The sequence below is a fragment of the Halomonas sp. R57-5 genome, assembly GCF_900070345.1.
GTDB classification, from domain to species: domain Bacteria; phylum Pseudomonadota; class Gammaproteobacteria; order Pseudomonadales; family Halomonadaceae; genus Vreelandella; species Vreelandella ventosae_B.
In genome coordinates, this window is the sequence record NZ_LN813019.1 from 566,269 (window position 1) to 586,267 (window position 19,999).

Here is a 19,999-nt window from a genome sequence, read left to right on the forward strand (position 1 = left end):
TAGTACCGAAATCAGGCCTTGGCCGCTGAGTTTTTCACTGTCCAAGTTTATGGGGTCAGCTCAAAGCGGGTGCCTTTTAGCCTTATTAATAATGAGAGATTAGAACTCTTCCCACTCCGCTACTTCATGCTTCTGCTGAGTGGCCTGAGGAGGGCGGCTAGGCGCTTGAGGTAGTGCAGAGCCAGTCCGGGCTTTATGTGCTGCCGTATAGGGTAGCGCAGAGTGCTCAGCGCCACCTTCACTAAGCACAAACTCGCTCATCAGTTGATCCAGCCGCTGCGCATTGTCGCGCATATTGGTGGCAAGCGTGGCGCTCTGGCTGACCATGGCAGCATTCTGCTGGGTCATCATATCCATCTCTGCCACTGCGGTATTGACCTGTTGGATGCCAGTGGTCTGTTCCCGGGCGCCGGCGGCAATCTCGGCGATTACATCCGAGACCTGGGTAACGCTGTGACGAATCTCATTCATACGTTCAGCCGCCGCCTTAACGATATCGCTGCCTTCTCTTGAGTGACTCACGGACATATCAATCAGCGCACGAATATCATGCGCCGCAGAGGCTGAGCGACTGGCTAGCGTGCGCACTTCGTTGGCGACCACGGCGAACCCACGGCCCTGCTCGCCGGCGCGGGCAGCCTCCACGGATGCGTTGAGTGCCAATATATTGGTTTGAAATGCAATCGAGTCAATCAAGCCAATAATGTCGCTTATTTTATTGGCCGAATCACTGATCGCGGCCATCTTGGCTTCCATTTGATTCATCGAATCGGTGCCGCGCTCTGAGGCACTGGCGGCTTCTAGCGCGAGGCTATTCGCCTGTTCAGAGGCCTGGGAGGTATGCGCTACCGTGGAGTGAATTTGTTCCATTGAGGCAGACGTTTCCTGGAGATTAGCCGCCGCTTGTTCGGTACGCGATGAAAGCTCATGAGTACCATCCGCCATATCGCTGGCATCGGATAATACCGTGCGAGCGTTTTGGCGCACTTCCTGAAGGGTAGACTGCATGCGCTCCACAAAGGCATTAAAGCCGTGGGCGAGGTCGCCAATTTCATCCTGGGTTTTGGCTTCTAAACGGCGCGTCAAATCGCCTTTACCTTTGGCAATATCCGCCATGGCACTGGCGGTATGCTTGATAGGAGCAAGTGAACGCCGCGCCGCATAGGCAACCACCACCAGCAGCAATACCAATAGCAGTCCCCCCGCCAGCAGCAGCGACTGCAGCAGGCTGTTAGTCACGGTGGTAAAGGCAGTGATGGGCACGGTGACCCCGACCACCCAGGAAGTGCCTTCCACCGGGCTCCACATGAGCACGGTCTGCTCACCGCTGGGCATGGTTATTTCACCGGAGCCCGCCGTGCCGCTGAGTATTTGCTGACTCAATGCATCCAGCCCTTGGTAGCCCTGCTGGTCGGCATCGGTGTAATTGAGCGACATGCGATACTCTTCAACCGGATGAGCAATGACTTGCCCTTGGCTGTCGATTAGCCAGCCGTAGCTGCCTTCGCCAACATTAATATCGGAGGTGATATCAGATACGGCGGCCATGGAAACGGTCATGCCCAGCAGTCCCGCTCGATTGCCACGCTCATCGAATACAGTATCAGCGACAATAGCTGTTGGCAGGCCGCTCMCCATGGAGATAACCGGGTCGCTGAGCAGACTATCCTGGGTGCCGTCCGTCACTAAGGCTTTGAAATAAGGACGTTCGGCTATCTCCAAGTTGACGCCTGCGTGAGTTAGGGTCGCTCCGGATGCGTCAGCAAAGAACAGTGACTCGATGGTGCCCCCCGGCGGGTAGCGCTTTTCGAGCCAAGCGCGGTGAGACGTAAGCGGCACGTCTTCCACCAACCGCTCATCCTGAGCAAGTACGGAGATCCAATTGCGGTACCCGGTAATCCAGCGGCTGATTTCATCTGCCCGAGCTTCTACCTGCCGCTTACCGGCATTATCGATTAACGCTGGAATAGCCTGGTTAAGCTGTTGATTGACCACAAAGCCTAAAATAACGGCTACCACTAAGAGAGGAATAGCGACAGCGACCAGCAGTTTCTGCGTCAGTGAGAGACGAGAAATTTTTTTCATTTGTTGCCTCGATATGTTGGCCAGTAGCAGAGCACAAGGATGTTGGCGAGTGTCATACTCTGGCTGTTTAATGGTTCCCTGGTTTTATTCTTACTGCCGCTACTCATTAGCGGCGAATGGTGCACTTGCTTTCATGATTGCTTTTTTAATATTTTTTTAAGCTAATATAGTAATGTTAAGCTAAGAACTTGTTTCAGCTTTTAGTGTAATTTTTGTTTGGTTGTTGTGTAACGTTTATATACCTTTTGTTTTTCTTTGCTGCTTTATTAAATCACCAGGGTAATCCACGTCAGAACATACCCCTGGGTCGCTGAGAGAGAAGTATATAACGCAGTCGCTATGCTTTTTGATGACAGTGTTTGCACCCTTGTCGTTTTCTAAAAGTGCCAGTTCGCTCCAGAATTTTCTTCCAAACACAACAGGATGCCCCGGATTTCCTTGGTGTAGCGGTTGTACAATACTGTCTGGAGTGGCCGCTTTTGTTAATACACTGCATGTTTCTTCGCTTACCCAGGGGAGGTCGGCCAACCATACTGCGGCAGCACGAAAATGATGTACGCTTTCATCGCTGCAGAGTTGTCTAAAAGCATCGCTAATACTGTAACCAAGGCCTAAATGACTGCGCTGACTAATAATAGTGTGATGTGTTGGTGTAAGGCCGAGTGACTGGGGAGTATCTTCGGGTTTAATAACAACGCGGCGATTAGAAAAATTTTTCTGAATAGTTCGTAAAGTGGAACTAAGCAGCGTTTCCCCATTGTCGAATCTGGCGACTCTTTTATCGCTGCCAAAGCGGTTTGATTGGCCTGCCGCCATCACGATGACTATGATATCGCTACAAGGCATGGCGTTCTTTTCCGCGAGAGAGGCGAACAATATCGGCCATCACGGCTAGCGCAATTTCAGCCGGTGTTTTGCTACCCAGATTAAGCCCAATGGGCATGGCAATTCTTGCTACTTGGCTTTCCGTCATGCCGCCAGAACGTAACAGCCGTTCGGCACGCTGCTGTGATGTCTGCTGAGAGCCCATAACGCCAATGTAAAAGGCTTCCGTTCGGACGGCTTCGATCATTGCTAAATCATCGATACGCGGGTCGTGGGTCAAGGCCACAACGGCGGTATTGGCATGGCAACCGCCCGAGGCGATAAACACGGAGGGCAGCACCGCCTGCACTTCCACGCCCGCGACAGCAAAATTTTGCCTAGCCTCGTCTCTGGGATCGCAGACAATCACCTCAAAGCCCAGCGTTTGGGCAAACAGGGCACATGGCGCAGAGATCGCGGAGATCCCCGCGATGATCAGCCGTAGCGCAGGGCCTATGCGAATATTGACGCTAGCTGTATCGAAGGTAACGGCGGGCTCGGTGTTATTCGAGAGGTTAAACCGCTTACCGCTGCCATCCAACTTGATACAGCGGATGAGCGGTTGGCGACCCAGTAGCGTGGCATGCATCACTTCTAAGTGAGTGAGGTTTTCGGTGTTGGGCGCTAGCCGCTCAACCAGTATTTCTAGGCTACCACCGCAGGGTAAGCGAATATTCGCTGAACCAGCATCCCCGCCATAGCGCACCCGTTGAACCGGTTCGTTAAACTCACCCTTTTGAAGCCTTGCGATAAAGTCTTCTTCGACACAGCCACCCGACAGTGACCCCAGATAGTCGCCTGTCGAACATGCTACCAGCATGGCACCTGGCTCCCGGGGGGCCGAGCCAAAGGTTTTCATAACTGTGCATAGCCAAACGGTCAGCCCCTGGTTGGCCCACTTCAGTGCCCGTTCGATAACCTGTAGATCAAGGTGGTGCATTAACTAGCCGCCTCCATGGGGAGTCGAAGGGAGGCTTTCAGTGCATCGCGAATGGTGTCAGGGGTAAAAGGGGGATGGGTAAAGCGTACCCCCGTGGCATCAAAAAGCGCATTGGCAATCGCAGGAGCACCGGGTAGTGAGGCAGACTCTCCAACGCCGAGTGGGGGCAGTGCAGGGCGATCAAGCAGCATGACGTCGATGGGAGGAAGCTCTGAGAAACGCAGAATGGGGTAGCCGCCCCMCTCTCTGCTGGTCGGTAAACCATCCTCAAAGGTTACCCGCTCCTTTAACGTGCGGCTGAGCATCTGGATCACATTGCCATGCACCTGATGGCGAACGCCGGCGGGGTTCACCATTAAGCCCGCATCCTGACCCACATATAAGTTCTCGACGACAACCCGCCCACTCTTCACATTGACTTTAAGTTCAATCACCCAGGCGGCAAGCGCGGCACCAAAGCCGGGAAATTTACTATGTACGTACTGGGCGTAAGCGAAGCCTCGGCCGTAGCGCCACTCGCCATCGCTACTCGGATTGGCGTTAGCGGTGCAGGGTTTCCAGTTCGCACGTTCGGCTAACGCTTCGACAAGCTCGCAGGCGCGGTTATCGGTTAAGTAGCGCAACCGATAGGCGACAGGATCTTCACCCGCCAAGTAGGCGAGTTCATCAATATAGCTTTCGTGGGCGAAGGTGCTGGGCAGCGCCGAGACGCCACGCAGCCAGGAGGCACGCACCAGGGTCGGGACGTCGTCGCACACTATTTGGCGATGAGGGTAGCTGTAGGGCGGCACCGACGTTCGATCCCCCATTTCAAAGGGGATATCAATAGGTGAGGCAGCACCGGTTAGCAGTAGTGCCAGGGTGGGCGCACTGTTAGAGGGGTAGCGCGTATTAAAGCGATAGCCTGCTGGGCTGCCATCTGCGTTTAAGCCGCCCTGAATGGCCATATACTGAGCAGCCCCTTTAGGCTCCCAGGTGTGCTCCTGCTCACGGGTTAGTTGCACACGAACAGGTCGACCCACCGCCTGAGAGAGCAGCACGGCATCGGCGCCAACGTCGTCGGCGCAGTTGCGGCCATAGCAGCCCGAGGTTTCCATGCGGGTAATGGTGATAACGCCTTCATCCAAACCGGTAAGGCGGGCGAGGTCGGCGCGCAGGCTGTGTGGATTTTGGGTGCCCGACCATACGTGAAGGCCATCTTCGTTGGCATCGGCGACGGAGCACGAAGGGCCGATAGAGCCATGCAGTTGGAAAGGCCACACATAGTGACGATTGAGCGGATGTTGCGCGGCGGCCAGAGCGTTATCGAGATCACCCTCTTCGAGGAGTATGCGCTGTTTGCTGGGCAGGTCGAGCAGTGCTTGCTCTATGTTGTCCAACTGAGGCAAGCCTTCGATTGGGCGCCACTGGATCTTTAGCTGTTTGGCTGCGGCAGCAGCCTGCTCTTCACGCTCGGCCACCACGCCAACAAAGTCACCGACCACCACGACGCTTACCACACCTGGCAAATGCGCCACAGAGCTTTCATCTACCGCGATTAAACTGTTGCCAATAAAGTCGCCGCTATCATGGCCTACATAAGGCGGGCGAATCACTCGTCCATGCAGCATGTCGGGCAGGCGTAGGTCGTGGATAAAGGTCAATTGCCCGGTGGCCTTGGCGGGTATATCCACGCGGGAGGTCGATTGGCCGACCAGGGTATAATGGCTGACCGGCTTAAGCGGCACCTCATCGGCAAGCTTTAATGCATGACGGGKGCCCTGCAGCAACTCCCCAAAGCTAACGGATGAGCGGTTATTATCACTTGGCGTAATAGCGCCGTTCTGGCAGCTAAGTAGTGAGCGCTCAGTGTCAAAGTGCTTTGCTGCCAGGGTTAATAGGTACTCCCGCGCCTGTGCCGCAGCTCGGCGTAGAGGCTCGGCAGTGATCTGAATCGATGCACTGGCTATGGTGGGGCCTTGGTTGGGGGCTTCAACGGAGTTGCCCAGCACCATGGTGACGCCGTCGAACGCGACGCTAAGCTCTTCTGCGACAATTTGAGCGAGCGCCGTGCGTATGCCAGTGCCCAGGTCTACGTGGCCGTTGAAAGCCACGATATGACTATCGCTCAGCACGGCAATGAAGATCTCAGGCTCATGGGGGGTGAAGTTTGAGTGTGTACCTGGCTGTCCGGGCGCGGGCTTGGGGGGCGTAACCGGGTCGCGATAGATCACCAGAACATCAGACCCATACAGCAGTGACTCTCTTGTATAGTCTGATTTATCAGCCATGTCTGCCTCCCACGCTCGCGTTTACGATGATCAGTGCGGATGAATTTTAGGTGATGAAAGAGCGATAACTAAGGTAAAATTATAGCGTGTACGCCATAAAAGCATGATGAATTGATCCAGCGCAAGCAGTATTTAAAGCGTTGATGCATCATTTTGTTAACCAGTGCCATACTCGATACACGTCGTCGCTAATAGATTAAGGATATGGAATGACAACGGATAGTGCGCTCAAACACTCGTCTTCCGGTGAGCACCCCACGCCTTCAGAGCAGGGGTATGATTTTTCTGAGCAAGTAGGGCATCTACTGCGTAAAGCCTACCAGCGGCATACGGCTATTTTTCAGCGCTACAGCAGCGATAAACAGCTCACGGCCATTCAATTTGTAACGCTGTGCACGGTGATGGAGCGCGGCCCCAGCTCGTTAACCGATATCGTCAACGCCACGGCGATTGATCCCGCCACTATCCGTGGCGTCATTAAACGTCTTAAAGCGCGGGGGTGGATCTCGCTAACCACCGACCCCAATGATCAACGTAAAGTCATGGTCGTGATCACTGAGGCCGGGGAGACATTAGTCGAGGCTATGGTTCCCAGTGCCAAGCAAATTAGCGATCAGACCATGAAAAATCTCAACCCGGCAGAGCGGGTTGCCTTAATGCATCTGCTGGAAAAAATGAACGCGGACTGATGACTCAACAGAGACGTCCGCTTCACCTGCGTTTTCGGATACTCCTAACGCTTCATTAAGTATCCCAGTGTTTCATCCAGTCCAATCACATCGCCATATTTGCTATCGATATCAAACAGGTTGGCTTCATGGGGCGCGGGGTGGCGATCGCCCACGCAATCACGTACCACCATCACCCGAAAGCCGTGCTGTACGCCGTCAACGGCGGTGGCGCGAATGCAGCCGCTGGTGGAGCAGCCGGTGATGATCAGCGTATCGATACCCATGGCGACCAGCGTGGAGGCGAGCGAGGTGCCAAAGAACGCGCTGGCATACTGCTTGGTCATTACCAGCTCATCTTCACGGGGTGCCACCTCGGAGCAGAACTCGGCGTAAGGGTTGCCCGCCACCATCGCCCGCATGACCGGCGCCTTCTTGACCCAAATGCCGCCATCGATTTGATCCGGGGCGTGATAAAGGATGTTGGTGTGGATAACAGGCGTGCCAGTGCGCCGTGCGGTATTGAGTAGCGGCGGCATATTGGCCACCGCATCCACCACGCCCTGGGCAAATAGCGGCGAACCTGGTGTGGTGTAGCCTTGCATAAAATCAACCACCAGCAGCGCGGGCCTTTTGCCAAAACCGATGCGCCCATCCCACACGCCTCGGTAGTTGTCCGTGGCAGTGTTATCGCTAACGCCATCGCTGTTATCAGTCGTGTGTGGCGACATGGTCGTCTCCTTAATCAGCACTCTATATCGTCAATAAGTACCTGATCTCGTTAGTAAGCCCCTGACAAGAGGGCGCCTGCGCCCGGTACGATGGGCTCCAGGTCGAGTGCCTTGAGCATGGCATAGGTGGTGGCGATAGCTGCGGTAACCACCGGCTTGCCGGTCAGGGCTTCGACCTTGGCGACGGCCGGCAGCGATGGCATTTGCACACAGGCTGACAAGACGATGGCGTCCACGTTACTTAAATCGAGACTGGCGACGATTTCGGGGAGATTGGCGGGATCGTGGCGAGCGACATCCAGGTTATTGGGGATCTCAAGCGCCCGGTAGTCGAGCACGTCAATGCCTTCCTGACGGATGTAGTCGACCACCATTTCGGTCAGCGGCTTCATGTAGGGGGCCACTACCACCACGCGCTTGGCTTTCATCACACCCAGGGCATCAACCAGAGCACCGGCGCTGGTGACCACCGGCGTGTCGCAGCCGTTCTCTTCGGTGCGGCTGCGCAGACGCTTTTGCGACTCTCGGTGGTAGCCGGGCCCCATCGCCATAATGGCAACCAGGCAGGCATACCCCATCACATCCACCGCTGCATCAGAAAGCTCCAGGGCGCAGCGATCCGACTCTGCATCCATGGCAGCCAGTTCGTCCTTGCTGACGTTCTTCATGCGCATGCGGCTGGAGTGAAAGGTAAAGCGTTCCGGGCGGATTAACTGCCGCGCCGTAAGCATGGCGGGTATTTCGGTCTCCATGGTGATATTGGAGCTGGGGACGATCTGGCCGATACGGTAGCTTTTGATCTCGTTCTTTATATAGTTGCTGGTCATGGTATTTGGCCTCTCTTAGAGCTCGCTGCCCAGGAAGTCTTCAAACGCGGCAAAAAAACCGTCGAAGTCATCCCAGGGAATCATGTGACCCGCTTGTTCCGCGGTAGAAATACGAACCGTCGGTAGAAGGGCGCGTATTTCGGCGCGATCTTCATCCTGGATAACACCGCCTTTGCCTGCACACATCAGCAGCGTGGGCACTTTGATAGCGGGGAAATCCTGGTGGATATCGACGCTGTGGAACTCTTCAAACGCCTGAACGATGGCTGGCTCAAAGCAAGTGTGTAACCACTCGGCGCGTAATCGCAGTTGCTCGTCGCTCCAGGTGGGGCAGTAGTGGCGCATGGTCTCGATATCGGCACCACGTGTGCAGTCGCGAATCGAATCCACGTACCAGGGCAGCTTGCTGGGGTACTCACGGCGTCCTGGCCCTGAAACCGGTGGGTCGATAAGTACCAGTTTGTCGATGCCCTTGGCGCCGCGACTCATGGCGCGTAGCGCAAAGCGCGCACCCATGGAGTGGCCCGCCAGAATGACATTGCTTAGACCTAGCACATCGATAAAGGCGATCACATCGTCGGCACAAGTGTCGGTGGCATAATCGAGCTCGGGCCCGGTAGACGMCAAGCCGCGTCCACGGACATCCAGCACATAAGTGTCGAAGTGCTGACCGAGCCGCTCGGCCACAAAACGCCAAGTGATGGCCGGGCTGGTAATGCCTGGTATCAGGACCAGCGGCTGGCGCGAGGTCTCGGCGCTGTCACTGAAGCGCAGGTAGTGCTGACGAATACCATTGGCGTGCACGTTGGCGCCATAGAGATAGGTGCTGTTCATGCTGGGCTCCCTTGATTGGTTGGTTGCTTCAGCGGTACTTCAAAGGGGTCATAGGCGAATACCCAGGCCGGATCTTCGTCTTCCCGTAACCAGGTATTGTCGTGGGAAACCTGCTGGACCCGCGAGGCGCGTTCAAAACGGTTGGTGCGGTAAAGTTCGAATGCCTGCTGGTAGTTCTCGGCGCCCACTTCCTCCAGGCAGCGTACCAGCATGGCGGCATCCTCGATGGCCATGGCAGCGCCCTGGGCCATGTGGGGCTTCATCGGATGGCAGGCATCGCCCAGCAGCACTAGCCGGTTTTCATGCCACAGTGGCAGTGGGTTGCGCTCCAGCAAGGGCCATTTGGTGACGGTTTCAGTGCAGTCAATCAGCGCTTGTACGGTGGGGTGGTAACCCTCGAATGCTTTGCGCATCTCTTCCCGTGAGCTGTCGACGAAGGAAGTGCCGTGGTTCCAATCGGGTTCAGGCACGCCGGTCACGTAGTAATACTCCTTCTCGTCGCCGGTCACGAAGTACACCATCATGTGCCGGTCTTCCGACCACCACTTCACGCAGGCTTCGAAATCCAGGTCGTATGCCTTGAGTTTTTCGGCAGAGATAATTGCCCGGTGAGCGACCCAGCCGCTATAGATCGGAGCCTCTGGGCCCAGCAGCTTCTCGCGCAGCCGAGAATTGACMCCGTCTGCGCCGATCACCAGGTCAGCCTCTTCCGTCGAGCCGTCAGCGAAGGTCATGACGACCTTGCCGCCGCTGTCGTCGACATCGACCAGACGCTTATCGAAATAGAGGTTGTTCTGGTCGAGCGTGCTGACCATCAATTCGTGCAGATCACCACGGTGTACGGTGATGTAGGCCGCCCCATAGTTTTCGCGAGCAAACTCGCCTAGCGGGATGCGAGACTGATACTCGCCGGTCATACCGTTGCGGCTAAACCAGTAATCGGGGTGTGAGCCCATGGCATTGAGCTTCTCCTCAATGCCGATCCGGCGCATCACTTTCATCACGTTGGGGCCAAGGTGAATGCCTGCCCCAAGGCGTGCAAACGCTGGTGCCTGTTCGTACACCTTGGTGGGGTAACCCGCTTGCTGCAGCAGCGCGCCTGCAGCGGCGCCGCCAAGGCCCGCGCCAATAACGGCGATGGTGGGTTTGTTGTTCATATACTGGTTTCCTCGCTGTTTTATTCGCCTATCACTCGTTTCTAAATGCGTTCGTGAATCTCTATAAAACAACGTATACACCATTTATTTTTTGGTCAAGAATTAGTTTCGAAATTATTTTTTAACGAAAACAGGGTGGTATTTTTAAATAAATATATGAATTTAATGGATTAATAGTCGTTTTTTTGGTTTTATGCAAAAACTTGAAAAACGCATCCATAGAGTGCTATACGTTTATTAGGCTTATTTTTATAGCGTACGCACCTTTAATGCTCGATGGGTATTGGCTCTGCACTTAGCTGGTGCAAGTCGATTGGCCGCATGTGAAAGGTAGATGAAAATAGGCGGGTTTAAGGTGCTACGAAGCGTGTTTGGCAGGCAGTATTTATTAGTAACATCTAAGTCATATCCAAGCCCTATCCAGAGCAAGAGTGCGGGCTTAACAATAACGATGATGATCCCCTATGACGCTAAAGCTAACTATCAATGGGCAAGAACATGAGCTGGCCGTGCCGCCGCAGACACCATTGCTCAATGTGTTGCGTAACGACCTGGCGCTCAATGGGCCCAAGTATGGCTGTGGTTTGGGTGAGTGCGGGGCATGCAGTGTATTGATTGATGGCATGGCAGCACGCACCTGCGTGCTGCCCGTGTCTGCTGCCGTTGGTCATGAGGTCACCACTCTTGATGGTCTTTCCCAGGGCGGTGAGCTTGACCCTGTACAACAAGCCTTTATCGATGCTCAGGCAGCCCAGTGTGGCTACTGTTTGAACGGTATGATCATCACTGTTCGKGCACTGCTAAATCATAATACCCAACCCTCTGCGCAGCAGATTCGCACCGCTTTAGAGCATAACCTCTGCCGATGTGGCACCCATGTTGAAATTCTCCAGGCAGCGGAGCGTGCCGTGGTCATTAMCGCGGCCGCGTTGCAGGAGGCTTCTCATGAGTGAAGGGTCGATGCTCCATGGCCAGCAAAAACAGGCCGGCATCCCCGCGCTGCTAGCGCAGGCACGTTTTGGTTTCGTCGTGCGTCCACCTTACTACCGGTGGAATGGCGAGCGTTTTGAGAGTGATCGCTTAGTGGGCGTCGATAGCAGCCGCATTGCCTCACTATCTGGATCTATTGAAGTCGTGGTGGAAGGGAATTTTGTGGGGGTGGTTGCCGATAGTTTGGCCTTGGCGACCGATGCCGCTAAACAACTGAAGGTTGAGTGGCAGGCCGTTCACCAGACGCCCGAAAAAGCGCCTGAAAGCGATCAAGCGCCCTCTGATTCACCTCTTGTGCCTAGCCAGTCATACATGCATTCGAACCATGGGTATGGCTGGCCGAGTCGCATGCGCTGGGGCAGTCACCCCAGCTGGGTAATTGCCGATTGTGGCGACCAACAATTGAGTGTGTGGGGGCAAACCGTCACCCCAGCGGCGCTTAAACAGGATCTAAGCCGGTTAACCGCGCTGAATATTAGCCAGATTGAGCTTTATAGCGCCGATGGTAAACACGCATCAAATCAGGCCTCAGGGCTGGGTCGCCATTGCGGTGACGATGCCGCCGTGGACGCGGCGTTGATGTCGCGGGCGGTGGGCGGCCCGGTAGCCGTTTGGCTCGATGCCCGCTACGCCAAGGATGTTCAGGCATTGGGCCAAGCGCAGCGAATTAGCCTAAACGCGGATATTGCCAGTAGTGGKGAGATAGCCCGTTATCACTATCAGCAGGCCAATCTCACTGGTGAGGTGGCTGCCGTAGGGTTGTTGTTAAGTGGTAGGGCCGCGATAAMAACGTCTAGCGCTGAGGCCACCGCCGGCGAGCAAGACACAACGCCGTTCTCGCCCTATGTATTTCGCGACCAATACCTTGCCGCACGCTCCCAGCCAGACTCGCTCTCCACCAATTCCACCTTGATGGGTATACAGCAGACATTCGCTCGGGAATCTTTTTTAGATGAGGTTGCCCGCGAGAGTGACCAAGACCCTGTCGCGCTGCGACTTCGCCACCTTGACGATGCGCGTGGTATTGAGCTGATTGAGTCCGTTGCTAAACGGGCCGAGTGGCAAAGGGCAGCCAATCCATCAGCAAACTCTTTACCTCAGGATCTAATGCGCGGGCGGGGCTTTGCCTACTCTCAACTGCCCGATCGGAATCAGCGCGTAGAATCGGGAGTGCGCTCTGCCTGGATTGCCGATGTGGAGGTTAATCGTGTTACCGGCGATGTCCAGCTTACCCGTTTGGTGGTAGGGCAGGACGCTGGCCCAGATGTGGATACTGATCGCCTTCAGCAAACGCTACAGGCCCGGGTATTGGGCGAGGCGCGCCCCCTTTTGGGGCAAGCGCCCAGTTTCGACGAGTGGGGTGACGGCAGTCGTGCGCTGACTAAAAGTGAATATTCAGCAGGATTACCAACCACCGCTTCTTCGCCGAGCCCTGTTGAGGGAGGTGTTAATCAAACCGTTGGTGAAGACGTATTAACCGGGGCGGAGCTATCGCCGGGTGTTGCGGTAATAGCCAATGCGCTTTTTGATGCCACTGGCCTGCGTTTTCGCCAACCACCGTTTACCGCCAAGCGTGTGCGCCAGGCACTCGAAGCTTCGTCCACCGAGGAGGCAGGGCGCCCATCTAAATTGAAACCGCCGCGGTCAACGAAACGGCGCTGGTTAGCCGCCGCAGCGTTCACCACCATTGCGGGCACTGCGGCCATGGCATGGCCGTGGAAAGGGGCCATTGCGCCTGTCTCTCGGCCAGCCGCCAACCTCTACTCCGCCGAGACCATTGAGCGCGGGCGACTCGTTGCGGCTGCAGGCGACTGCGCGGCGTGTCATACCACAGAAGGTGGCGTGACCAATGCAGGTGGGCGTGGGTTTGAGACACCTTTCGGGACGCTCTACAGCACGAACATTACGCCGGATGAGGCGACGGGGATTGGTCAGTGGTCTTACGCAGCCTTTGAGCGCGCCATGCGCCACGGCATTAGCCGCGATGGCAGCCACCTTTATCCCGCGTTCCCCTATACGGCATTTGCCAAGACCAGTGATGCCGATTTACAGGCGCTTTACGCCTACTTAATGGCCCAGCCAGCCGTCGCCGCTGAAAAGCCATCGAATGAACTCTCTTTCCCCTTCAGTGTGCGCGCCTTAATGGCGGGCTGGAACGCGCTTTATCACGATCCCAAGCCGTTCCAGCCAGACCCCATGCAGAGCGAACTGTATAACCGGGGAGCCTACCTTGCCGAAGGGTTAGGCCACTGCAGCGCTTGCCATAGTCCCCGCAATGCCATGGGCGCTGAGAAAAGCGGCGAGGCGTACTTTGCCGGTGCCTTTGTAGATGCTTGGGAAGCACCACCGCTTAATACGCTGTCGCGTGCGCCCATCCCGTGGAGTGAAACATCGCTTTACGACTATCTGCGCCACGGTGAATCTGAGCTTCACGGCGTTGCCTCTGGCCCTATGGCCCCGGTGGTAGCGGGGCTGGCTGAGCTGCCTGAATACGATGTGCGGGCTATTGCCCACTATGTGGCCGCCCAGATGCAGGCGCCCACAAGTAATAGCGATGCGGCCGTGGCAGACGCTACGCAGCGCGTGACCAGTGCAGCTGTTAGCTCAACAGAAATGGAGGCAGGGGAGCGGCTCTTCGAGGGCGCCTGTGCGGCGTGCCATGTCGATTCTGGCGTTCCTACCTTTTCGAGGGCGGGCACTAATCTGGCGCTGAATACCAATTTACACAGCGATCATCCCGATAACGTTATTCAGTCAATTTTGGGGGGTGTCCACGCCGAACACGTTCCCGGTATTGGTAGCATGCCAGGCTTTGCCGACAGCTTTAGTAATACCCAGGTCGCTGATTTGACGACCTATCTCCGAGCGCGTTTTGCCCCAGAGAAAGCGCCTTGGCAAAAAGTAAAACAACGTATCGCAGATATACGCCAGCCTCACCACAACAACACTCMCTCTACTCCCTGACGTAATAAAACGAGGTGGATTATGAAACGCAGTAAATGGATATGGCTAGTATGGGCAGTCGTCCTGCTGAGCTACTTGGTGCCTTACACCCTCTTGAGCGGGGTCGCGTTTTGGTACGGCAGCTTCCTGTTCTGGATGTTGGCAGGGCTGGTCATCATTGCGCTGAATGTGTTTATCACTAAAGATTTTGAGGAGCACAGCAATGACTGAGTCACTCATCTGGTGGTCCATTGCCATCTACTTATTGATCGCTATTGGCATTGCGATTATGTCTCGCCAAGGTCCTTCCGAAAGTATGTCGGGATACTTCCTGGGTAACCGACAAATGAACGGCTTTGTCTCGGCGCTGAGTTACAGTGCCACGACGTATAGCGCATTTATGATGGTGGGCTTGGCAGGTCTTACCTATGCCGGCGGTGTTGGCGCGCTCGGTTTTGAAATCATCTATTTCGCCGGTGTCTCTCTGGTGGCTGTTTTCGGTCCCAAATTCTGGGCAGTCGGCAAGAAGTTCGGCTATGTGACGCCCAGCGAGATGCTGGGCCACCGCTACAACAGCAAACATGTGGCCATGGCTGTCTCGATTGCCAGTTGTATCTTCCTGATTCCCTACTCGGCCGTTCAGCTCGCGGGTGTCGGTTACCTGTTGCAGGGGATTACTGATGGCGCGATTACCTTTACTACCGGGGTGGTGCTGGCCACGGTGATCGCCATCTTCTTCTCCTATATCGCGGGGATTCGTTCGGTGATGTGGACCGACTCGCTCCAGGCCATCATGATGATTGTTGCCTCAACCCTGGTGGCCTTCCTGGTGATCCAGGGCTTGGGTGGTTTCGGCGCACTATTCGATACGCTGGCAACGGAACATCCGCAGTCACTCACTGTGCCTGGCCCTGGCCTGTTCAGCTTTGTCACTTTCCTGGGGCTCACCATTCCCTGGTTCTTCTTTAGTATCTCCAACCCACAGGTCAGTCAACGCCTGTTTATGCCCTCCTCGCTGCGCTCCATGCGCCACATGCTGATTGGCTTTCTGGTGTTTGGTTTTATCTACACCATGGTCTCCGTACTGTGGGGTTTCTCTGCCTTAGCTGCTTTCCCAAGTCTTGCAAGTGCAGATTTAGCCACGCCCACGCTGCTGGCCTCGGAGTTTGTTCCGCCAGTATTAGGGGTGATCGTGATGATCGGCATCATGGCGGCCGCGGTCTCTACTATCGATTCGATCATGTTGACCCTGGCGTCCATGGTTTCCCGCGACGTCTATGCGAACGTTAAACCGAACGTCAGTGAAAAGCGCCAACTGCTGGTGGGCAAGTTCGTGGTGCCGGTGATTGCACTGATGGCGCTGGCCTTTGCCGAGCTGCAGCTTGACCTTATTGCGGTGCTGTCGGTGGCGGCCTCTTCGGGGCTGGTTGCCATGGTGCCCGCCCTTATCGGTGCCTTCTATTGGAAGCGCGGTACTGGCGTCGGTGCACTGGTAAGCGTGGTGGGTACCAGCGCCTTTGTACTGCTGATGTATGCCACTGGCAATTCACTGCTGGGCCTGCCCGCTGGCGTTTGGGGCATTGTGGTCGCGAGTGTGCTGTTTGTTGGCGTTAGTTTAGCCACCAAGCCTCATCAAGCCACCACGGATGCTTTCTTTGCGGCTATCTCTGAAGAGCTGAGCAAAAAGCGCAGTACTACCACCGATCAAGCGACGAAAGAGGCGGCTGCCTAATTGACGTTCAGCTTTGAACCGATAACACCATAGAGCGCTTGGTGTGCCCAAAGGCGAGCACGAGCGCTCTCAGCTAACACTTCCCAGTACGCTATAGCTGTGCTTTCGCCTGGGGAGTTAGGAGACTTTATGGATCACGCAAGCTTTGCCGAAATTTGCCTCCATCAGCTAAAAATGTCCGGCGTACATGAAGGCGAAAAACTCGTCGTACTGACCCAGGGCAGCGAACGCCTTGATTATGCGGATGCCTTTATGGCGGCGGGGCAGCGTTTAGGTGCCAATATGTACCACATGCGGTTACCCGCGCCGTTACCTACCGGTGGCTGGGCCGTGGGAGCAACGGGGCTTGCTAGCATGCCCGATGCGGTGGAAGCGCTTAAAAACTGCGACATGTTGATCGATTGTATTTTCCTGCTGTTCTCTCCCGAACAAATGGCGATCCAAGCCGCGGGCACGCGCATATTGACGGCGGTTGAACCGCCAGAACTGCTGGCCAGAATGTTGCCCACCAAGGAGCTAAGGGAAAAGGTCGAACTGGCCGCCGCGCTGCTGGAAAAAGCCAAAGTGATGCGCATCACCTCGCCCCACGGCACGGATGTCACCTACCAACTGAATACTTATGAGACGGTTGCTGAATATGCCTGTACCGACGAACCGGGGCGTTGGGATCACTGGCCCTCTGGCTTTGTGTTCACCGGCGGTGATGACGATGGCGTTGATGGCACCATTGTGGTGGCGCCGGGCGATATTCTGCTTCCCCAAAACATGTATGTTCGAGAGCCTATTACCTACACCATTGAGAAGGGCTGGATTACCGATATACGTGGTGGGCTCGATGCGGAGCTAGTGAAATCCTATATGGATAGCTTTAACGACCCGCGCGGCATGGGCATGAGCCACGTAGGCTGGGGCATGAACCCTAATGCCAAATGGCACCGCATGGKGCCGGGAGAGTTCCCGGGTGGCATGGGGATGGAACCACGCAGCTTCTATGGCAACGTGATGTTCTCCACCGGCCCGAACAGCGAGCTGGGCGGGTCTAACGATACTGCCTGCCATCTGGATATTCCCATGCGCAACTGCTCGCTCTTCCTGGACGATGAGCCCATCGTCATTGATGGCGATATCGTCGTTAAAGAGCTGCAGATGGCTAGAGGCTAATGCGCTTGAGACAAGAGATACTTATAAAGCCCCTGGTTCGGGGCTTTTTTAATTTAGCGCCAAACCGTTCGCTGATGTCGGTAATTATCTTGCGCTTGGCTGGCGCTGACAGGGGTTAACCAAACCTGGGTGCCGGGCAAACACTGGGCCAGCGTAGCGCAGGCGATGGGGGTGAGAGCGCCTAGGCGTGGGTAGCCGCCAATGGTTTGGCGGTCATTCATCAGCACTATAGGCTGACCATCCGGTGGAACCTGCACTGCTCCCAGCGGAATGCCTTCAGAAATAATCCCCGTCAGTGAGCCGTGTAGGGCAGGGCCGGTGAGGCGAACGCCCATACGGTCGGCGCGATTGTCCACTGTCCAGGGTTGGTTGAACGCTTGGAACAGCGCACGGCCGCTAAACGAGGCGATTTGCGAACCGAGTACGATGGGTAACCGACAGCCAGACGCAGGCATGCGCGGGCCCTGGCTGTCAGGGATGCGGCGCACCGCTGTAGCGGCGCCTTTCCAGGTTAAACGATCACCGACTTTTAGGGGTTTACCATCTTCATCCAGGCCACCCAGTTGCTCACGGACGGTGCAGGCACGGCTGCCCAGCACCTCAGGCGCATTTAGCCCACCGGGAAAAGCGAGATAGGCGCGCAGGCCGTGGCGCGGCTGGCGAAACACCAGGCGCTGGCCCGGCAGTAGCTTGAAATTGGTATTGGGTGCAAGCGGTTTKCCATCCAACTGGGCGTCTAGATCGGCGCCGGTCAACGCCAGACGCACTTCGCGTTCGGTTTCAAAGCTCAAGCCGCCGCCCATGACGATTTCCAGCGCAGCGCTGTTTAAAGCGTTGCCCAGCAGCCAGTTAGCCCAGCGAAAAGAGATCCAGTCGGCAGCGCCGCCCTGAGTAACGCCTAAGTGGCCGACGCCAAATCGTCCGGCATCTTGAATCAGCGTTAGTGGTCCCGCTTGCTTAACCACCAGCCCCTTGTGTGCTTCATTCATGGCGATGTGGTTCATGGGCGCTCCTCCATGGGCGTGGTATCGCCACCATCTGCTTCAAACTCTTCCCGGGAGATCGCTCTAAAGCGCACCTTGTCGCCGGGGCGAAACAGTGGATCGCCACGTTTGGCATGCTCGAATAGCGGCACGTTGGTGCGACCCAGAATATTCCAGCCGCCCGGCGAAAGCAGCGGATAAATCGCGGTTTGGCGATCAGCAATGCCCACGCTACCTGCGGCGACTTTGCGGCGCGGCGKTTTCAAGCGCGGCGTAGCGAGAGATTCGTCTACCAAGCCCATAAAGCCGTAACCGGGGGCAAACCCCAACGCAAACACGCAGTAATCGTGGTTGCAGTGCTGCTCAATAAGCTCGTCGACGCTCAAACCAGCGCGTTTGGCGACCAGTGGTAACTCGGGGCCCACGCTTTCGTCGTACCACACCGGGATATCGTGCAGCTCACCGGCTTGAGTATCCACAGGGGTAAGACCAGAAAGCGCCTTGTGAATAAGTTGAATCGCCTCGCTATGGGTTAACTGCTGGCAGTCGTAATGCAGCAGCAGCGTGGTGTAAGAGGGCACCAGGTCAATTAACATGCTTCCAAAGGCATTACGCAGCGCCTGATCGGCGGCGATTACCCAGGCCATATTGGTTTCGTCGATGGCGTCGAACAGGCGCACCATCAGGGCATCCATGGCGGCGGTTTCAATGCGCATTTCAATATTGGATTTCACGCCTGCTCCAGCGCCTGAAAGGCCTCGCGAATAGCGCGTACGGCGGCCACTGACTCGGGGTTGTCGCCATGAACGCAGAGCGTATCGCAGGGTAAATGCAGCGTTGTGCCGTCGAGTGCGGTGAGCGGCTCGCCTTTGGCCAGCTTGATGGCTTGATTGACGATGGTGTTCTGGTCGTGGTGCACAGCGTTAGGCAGCCGTCGTGAGGCCAAGTGGCCGTTACCGTCATAAGCACGGTCGGCAAAGGTTTCGAACCAGAGGGTAATGCCCATTTTGGCGGCCAGCTCGCGATGTGGTTCGGGGTCCGCGGTGGACATAATCATTAACGGCAGGCTGGCGTCATACGCACGTACCGCGCGCATGACGCCTTCGAGCAGCGCCGGGTTGGCAGCCATGTCGTTGTACAGCGCACCGTGCGGTTTGATATAGCTCAGTTGGGTGCCTTCGGCTTGGCAGATGCCCGCCAAAGCCCCCACTTGGTAGAGCACCATATCTTCCGCTTCTTCCGGCGAGCAGGCCATGGAGCGCCGCCCAAACCCCATCAAATCCGGGTAACCGGGGTGAGCGCCAATGCGTACGCCATTTTGAACCGCTAGCTTGACGGTGCGGCGCATCACGTGGGGGTCGGAGGCGTGGAAGCCGCAGGCGATATTGGCGCAATCGACGAAAGGCATCGCGTCGGCGTCCAACCCGAGACGCCAGTTACCGAAACTTTCGCCCATATCGCAATTAAGCAGGGGGATGGCCATAGCGACTCCTGTTAGTTATTAGTGCTTTCACTTGGCTGAAGCAAAACGCTAAGCCAACACCAATATATGAATACGGTTTGCTCAGTGCCAATCGTTTTTGTCGATACTAACTATCGGTCGCTCCTATCGTATTGTTATTTATTGAAAAATGGTTGACGGTGAGAGGCGATACGCTTATCACAGTATAGGCGTGGCGTGATAATAACGTTGGTCGCATTTCTCTGTCGGGAGTGGTCTCAAAGTTGCATAGTGACATGGTAGCTGTGTGTGATAGCCCTCGGCAGTAACGATGTAACAGCGCAATGGTGTTTTTTCCACTTAAGAAGGTCAT

At 55.9% G+C, this 19,999-nt stretch carries 17 protein-coding genes; 6 read left to right on the forward strand and 11 right to left on the reverse strand.

Annotated elements, in window-relative coordinates:
* Positions 1–99: 99 nt before the first annotated feature.
* The 4 genes from htc1 to HALO_RS02590 all read right to left on the reverse strand — a co-directional run bounded on the left by htc1 (position 100) and on the right by HALO_RS02590 (position 6,159).
* Positions 100–2,085, reverse strand: a complete 1,986-nt coding sequence (gene htc1, locus HALO_RS02575; RefSeq protein ID WP_050712989.1) for a methyl-accepting chemotaxis protein Htc1 — start codon at positions 2,083–2,085, stop codon at positions 100–102.
* Positions 2,086–2,319: 234 nt separating this feature from the next.
* Positions 2,320–2,931: a nucleotidyltransferase family protein gene (locus HALO_RS02580; protein ID WP_035581339.1), complete on the reverse strand. Its 612-nt coding sequence runs from the start codon at positions 2,929–2,931 to the stop codon at positions 2,320–2,322.
* Positions 2,921–3,889, reverse strand: coding sequence for an XdhC family protein (locus tag HALO_RS02585; protein WP_035581338.1), 969 nt, complete (start codon positions 3,887–3,889; stop codon positions 2,921–2,923). Before HALO_RS02585 ends, HALO_RS02580 begins: the two co-directional genes overlap by 11 nt.
* Positions 3,889–6,159 (reverse strand): xanthine dehydrogenase family protein molybdopterin-binding subunit, encoded by a 2,271-nt coding sequence (locus HALO_RS02590; RefSeq protein ID WP_050712990.1) that lies wholly within the window; start codon positions 6,157–6,159, stop codon positions 3,889–3,891. The genes HALO_RS02585 and HALO_RS02590 overlap by 1 nt, the downstream gene beginning before the upstream one ends.
* A gap of 209 nt (positions 6,160–6,368) precedes the next feature.
* On the opposite strand from HALO_RS02590, the gene HALO_RS02595 reads away from it, so the two are divergent.
* Entirely contained in the window at positions 6,369–6,848 is a 480-nt protein-coding gene (locus HALO_RS02595; protein WP_035581334.1) for a MarR family winged helix-turn-helix transcriptional regulator, read from the forward strand.
* A gap of 44 nt (positions 6,849–6,892) precedes the next feature.
* Here the strand turns inward: HALO_RS02595 and HALO_RS02600 are convergent, their stop codons facing one another.
* Genes HALO_RS02600 through HALO_RS02615 form a run of 4 tightly spaced genes read right to left on the reverse strand, consistent with a single transcriptional unit; the run spans position 6,893 to position 10,376 of the window.
* Positions 6,893–7,558: an N-carbamoylsarcosine amidohydrolase gene (locus HALO_RS02600; RefSeq protein WP_027957174.1), complete on the reverse strand. Its 666-nt coding sequence runs from the start codon at positions 7,556–7,558 to the stop codon at positions 6,893–6,895.
* A 50-nt stretch (positions 7,559–7,608) separates the two neighbouring features.
* Positions 7,609–8,385, reverse strand: coding sequence for a maleate cis-trans isomerase family protein (locus tag HALO_RS02605; protein ID WP_009286021.1), 777 nt, complete (start codon positions 8,383–8,385; stop codon positions 7,609–7,611).
* A 15-nt stretch (positions 8,386–8,400) separates the two neighbouring features.
* Positions 8,401–9,219 (reverse strand): alpha/beta fold hydrolase, encoded by an 819-nt coding sequence (locus tag HALO_RS02610; protein WP_050712991.1) that lies wholly within the window; start codon positions 9,217–9,219, stop codon positions 8,401–8,403.
* Entirely contained in the window at positions 9,216–10,376 is a 1,161-nt protein-coding gene (locus HALO_RS02615) for an FAD-dependent monooxygenase (protein ID WP_035581328.1), read from the reverse strand. The genes HALO_RS02610 and HALO_RS02615 overlap by 4 nt, the downstream gene beginning before the upstream one ends.
* A 464-nt stretch (positions 10,377–10,840) precedes the next feature.
* Here HALO_RS02615 and HALO_RS02620 point away from each other — a divergent pair, with 464 nt between their 5' ends.
* The 5 genes from HALO_RS02620 to HALO_RS02640 all read left to right on the forward strand — a co-directional run bounded on the left by HALO_RS02620 (position 10,841) and on the right by HALO_RS02640 (position 17,202).
* Positions 10,841–11,329, forward strand: a complete 489-nt coding sequence (locus tag HALO_RS02620) for a (2Fe-2S)-binding protein (protein ID WP_050712992.1) — start codon at positions 10,841–10,843, stop codon at positions 11,327–11,329.
* Positions 11,322–14,330, forward strand: coding sequence for a c-type cytochrome (locus tag HALO_RS02625; RefSeq protein ID WP_231896798.1), 3,009 nt, complete (start codon positions 11,322–11,324; stop codon positions 14,328–14,330). Before HALO_RS02620 ends, HALO_RS02625 begins: the two co-directional genes overlap by 8 nt.
* 21 nt (positions 14,331–14,351) lie before the next feature.
* Positions 14,352–14,540 carry a hypothetical protein gene (locus HALO_RS02630; protein WP_035581314.1) on the forward strand — a complete coding sequence of 63 codons (189 nt, stop codon included), beginning with the start codon at positions 14,352–14,354 and terminating at the stop codon, positions 14,538–14,540.
* Positions 14,533–16,041: a sodium:solute symporter family protein gene (locus tag HALO_RS02635; protein ID WP_022521541.1), complete on the forward strand. Its 1,509-nt coding sequence runs from the start codon at positions 14,533–14,535 to the stop codon at positions 16,039–16,041. Before HALO_RS02630 ends, HALO_RS02635 begins: the two co-directional genes overlap by 8 nt.
* Before the next feature lie 129 nt (positions 16,042–16,170).
* Positions 16,171–17,202 carry a leucyl aminopeptidase gene (locus HALO_RS02640; protein ID WP_050712994.1) on the forward strand — a complete coding sequence of 344 codons (1,032 nt, stop codon included), beginning with the start codon at positions 16,171–16,173 and terminating at the stop codon, positions 17,200–17,202.
* A gap of 53 nt (positions 17,203–17,255) precedes the next feature.
* On the opposite strand, the gene HALO_RS02645 is transcribed toward HALO_RS02640, so the two are convergent.
* From HALO_RS02645 to HALO_RS02655, 3 genes are read right to left on the reverse strand one after another with little or no spacing between them, the layout of a single operon-like run.
* Positions 17,256–18,206 (reverse strand): biotin-dependent carboxyltransferase family protein, encoded by a 951-nt coding sequence (locus HALO_RS02645; RefSeq protein ID WP_092490807.1) that lies wholly within the window; start codon positions 18,204–18,206, stop codon positions 17,256–17,258.
* Entirely contained in the window at positions 18,203–18,907 is a 705-nt protein-coding gene (gene pxpB, locus HALO_RS02650; RefSeq protein WP_050714116.1) for a 5-oxoprolinase subunit PxpB, read from the reverse strand. Before pxpB ends, HALO_RS02645 begins: the two co-directional genes overlap by 4 nt.
* A gap of 8 nt (positions 18,908–18,915) precedes the next feature.
* On the reverse strand, positions 18,916–19,668 hold the full coding sequence (locus HALO_RS02655; RefSeq protein WP_035581307.1) for a 5-oxoprolinase subunit PxpA: 753 nt from the start codon (positions 19,666–19,668) through the stop codon (positions 18,916–18,918).
* Positions 19,669–19,999 lie beyond the last annotated feature (331 nt).

Coding starts and splice junctions, on each gene's coding strand:
- HALO_RS02630 (WP_035581314.1), top strand. CDS start 14,352: ATGAAACGCAGTAAATGGATATGGCTAGTATGGGCAGTCGTCCTGCTG.
- HALO_RS02635 (WP_022521541.1), top strand. CDS start 14,533: ATGACTGAGTCACTCATCTGGTGGTCCATTGCCATCTACTTATTGATC.
- HALO_RS02605 (WP_009286021.1), bottom strand. CDS start 8,385: ATGACCAGCAACTATATAAAGAACGAGATCAAAAGCTACCGTATCGGC.
- HALO_RS02655 (WP_035581307.1), bottom strand. CDS start 19,668: ATGGCCATCCCCCTGCTTAATTGCGATATGGGCGAAAGTTTCGGTAAC.
- HALO_RS02585 (WP_035581338.1), bottom strand. CDS start 3,889: ATGCACCACCTTGATCTACAGGTTATCGAACGGGCACTGAAGTGGGCC.
- HALO_RS02600 (WP_027957174.1), bottom strand. CDS start 7,558: ATGTCGCCACACACGACTGATAACAGCGATGGCGTTAGCGATAACACT.
- HALO_RS02595 (WP_035581334.1), top strand. CDS start 6,369: ATGACAACGGATAGTGCGCTCAAACACTCGTCTTCCGGTGAGCACCCC.
- HALO_RS02580 (WP_035581339.1), bottom strand. CDS start 2,931: ATGCCTTGTAGCGATATCATAGTCATCGTGATGGCGGCAGGCCAATCA.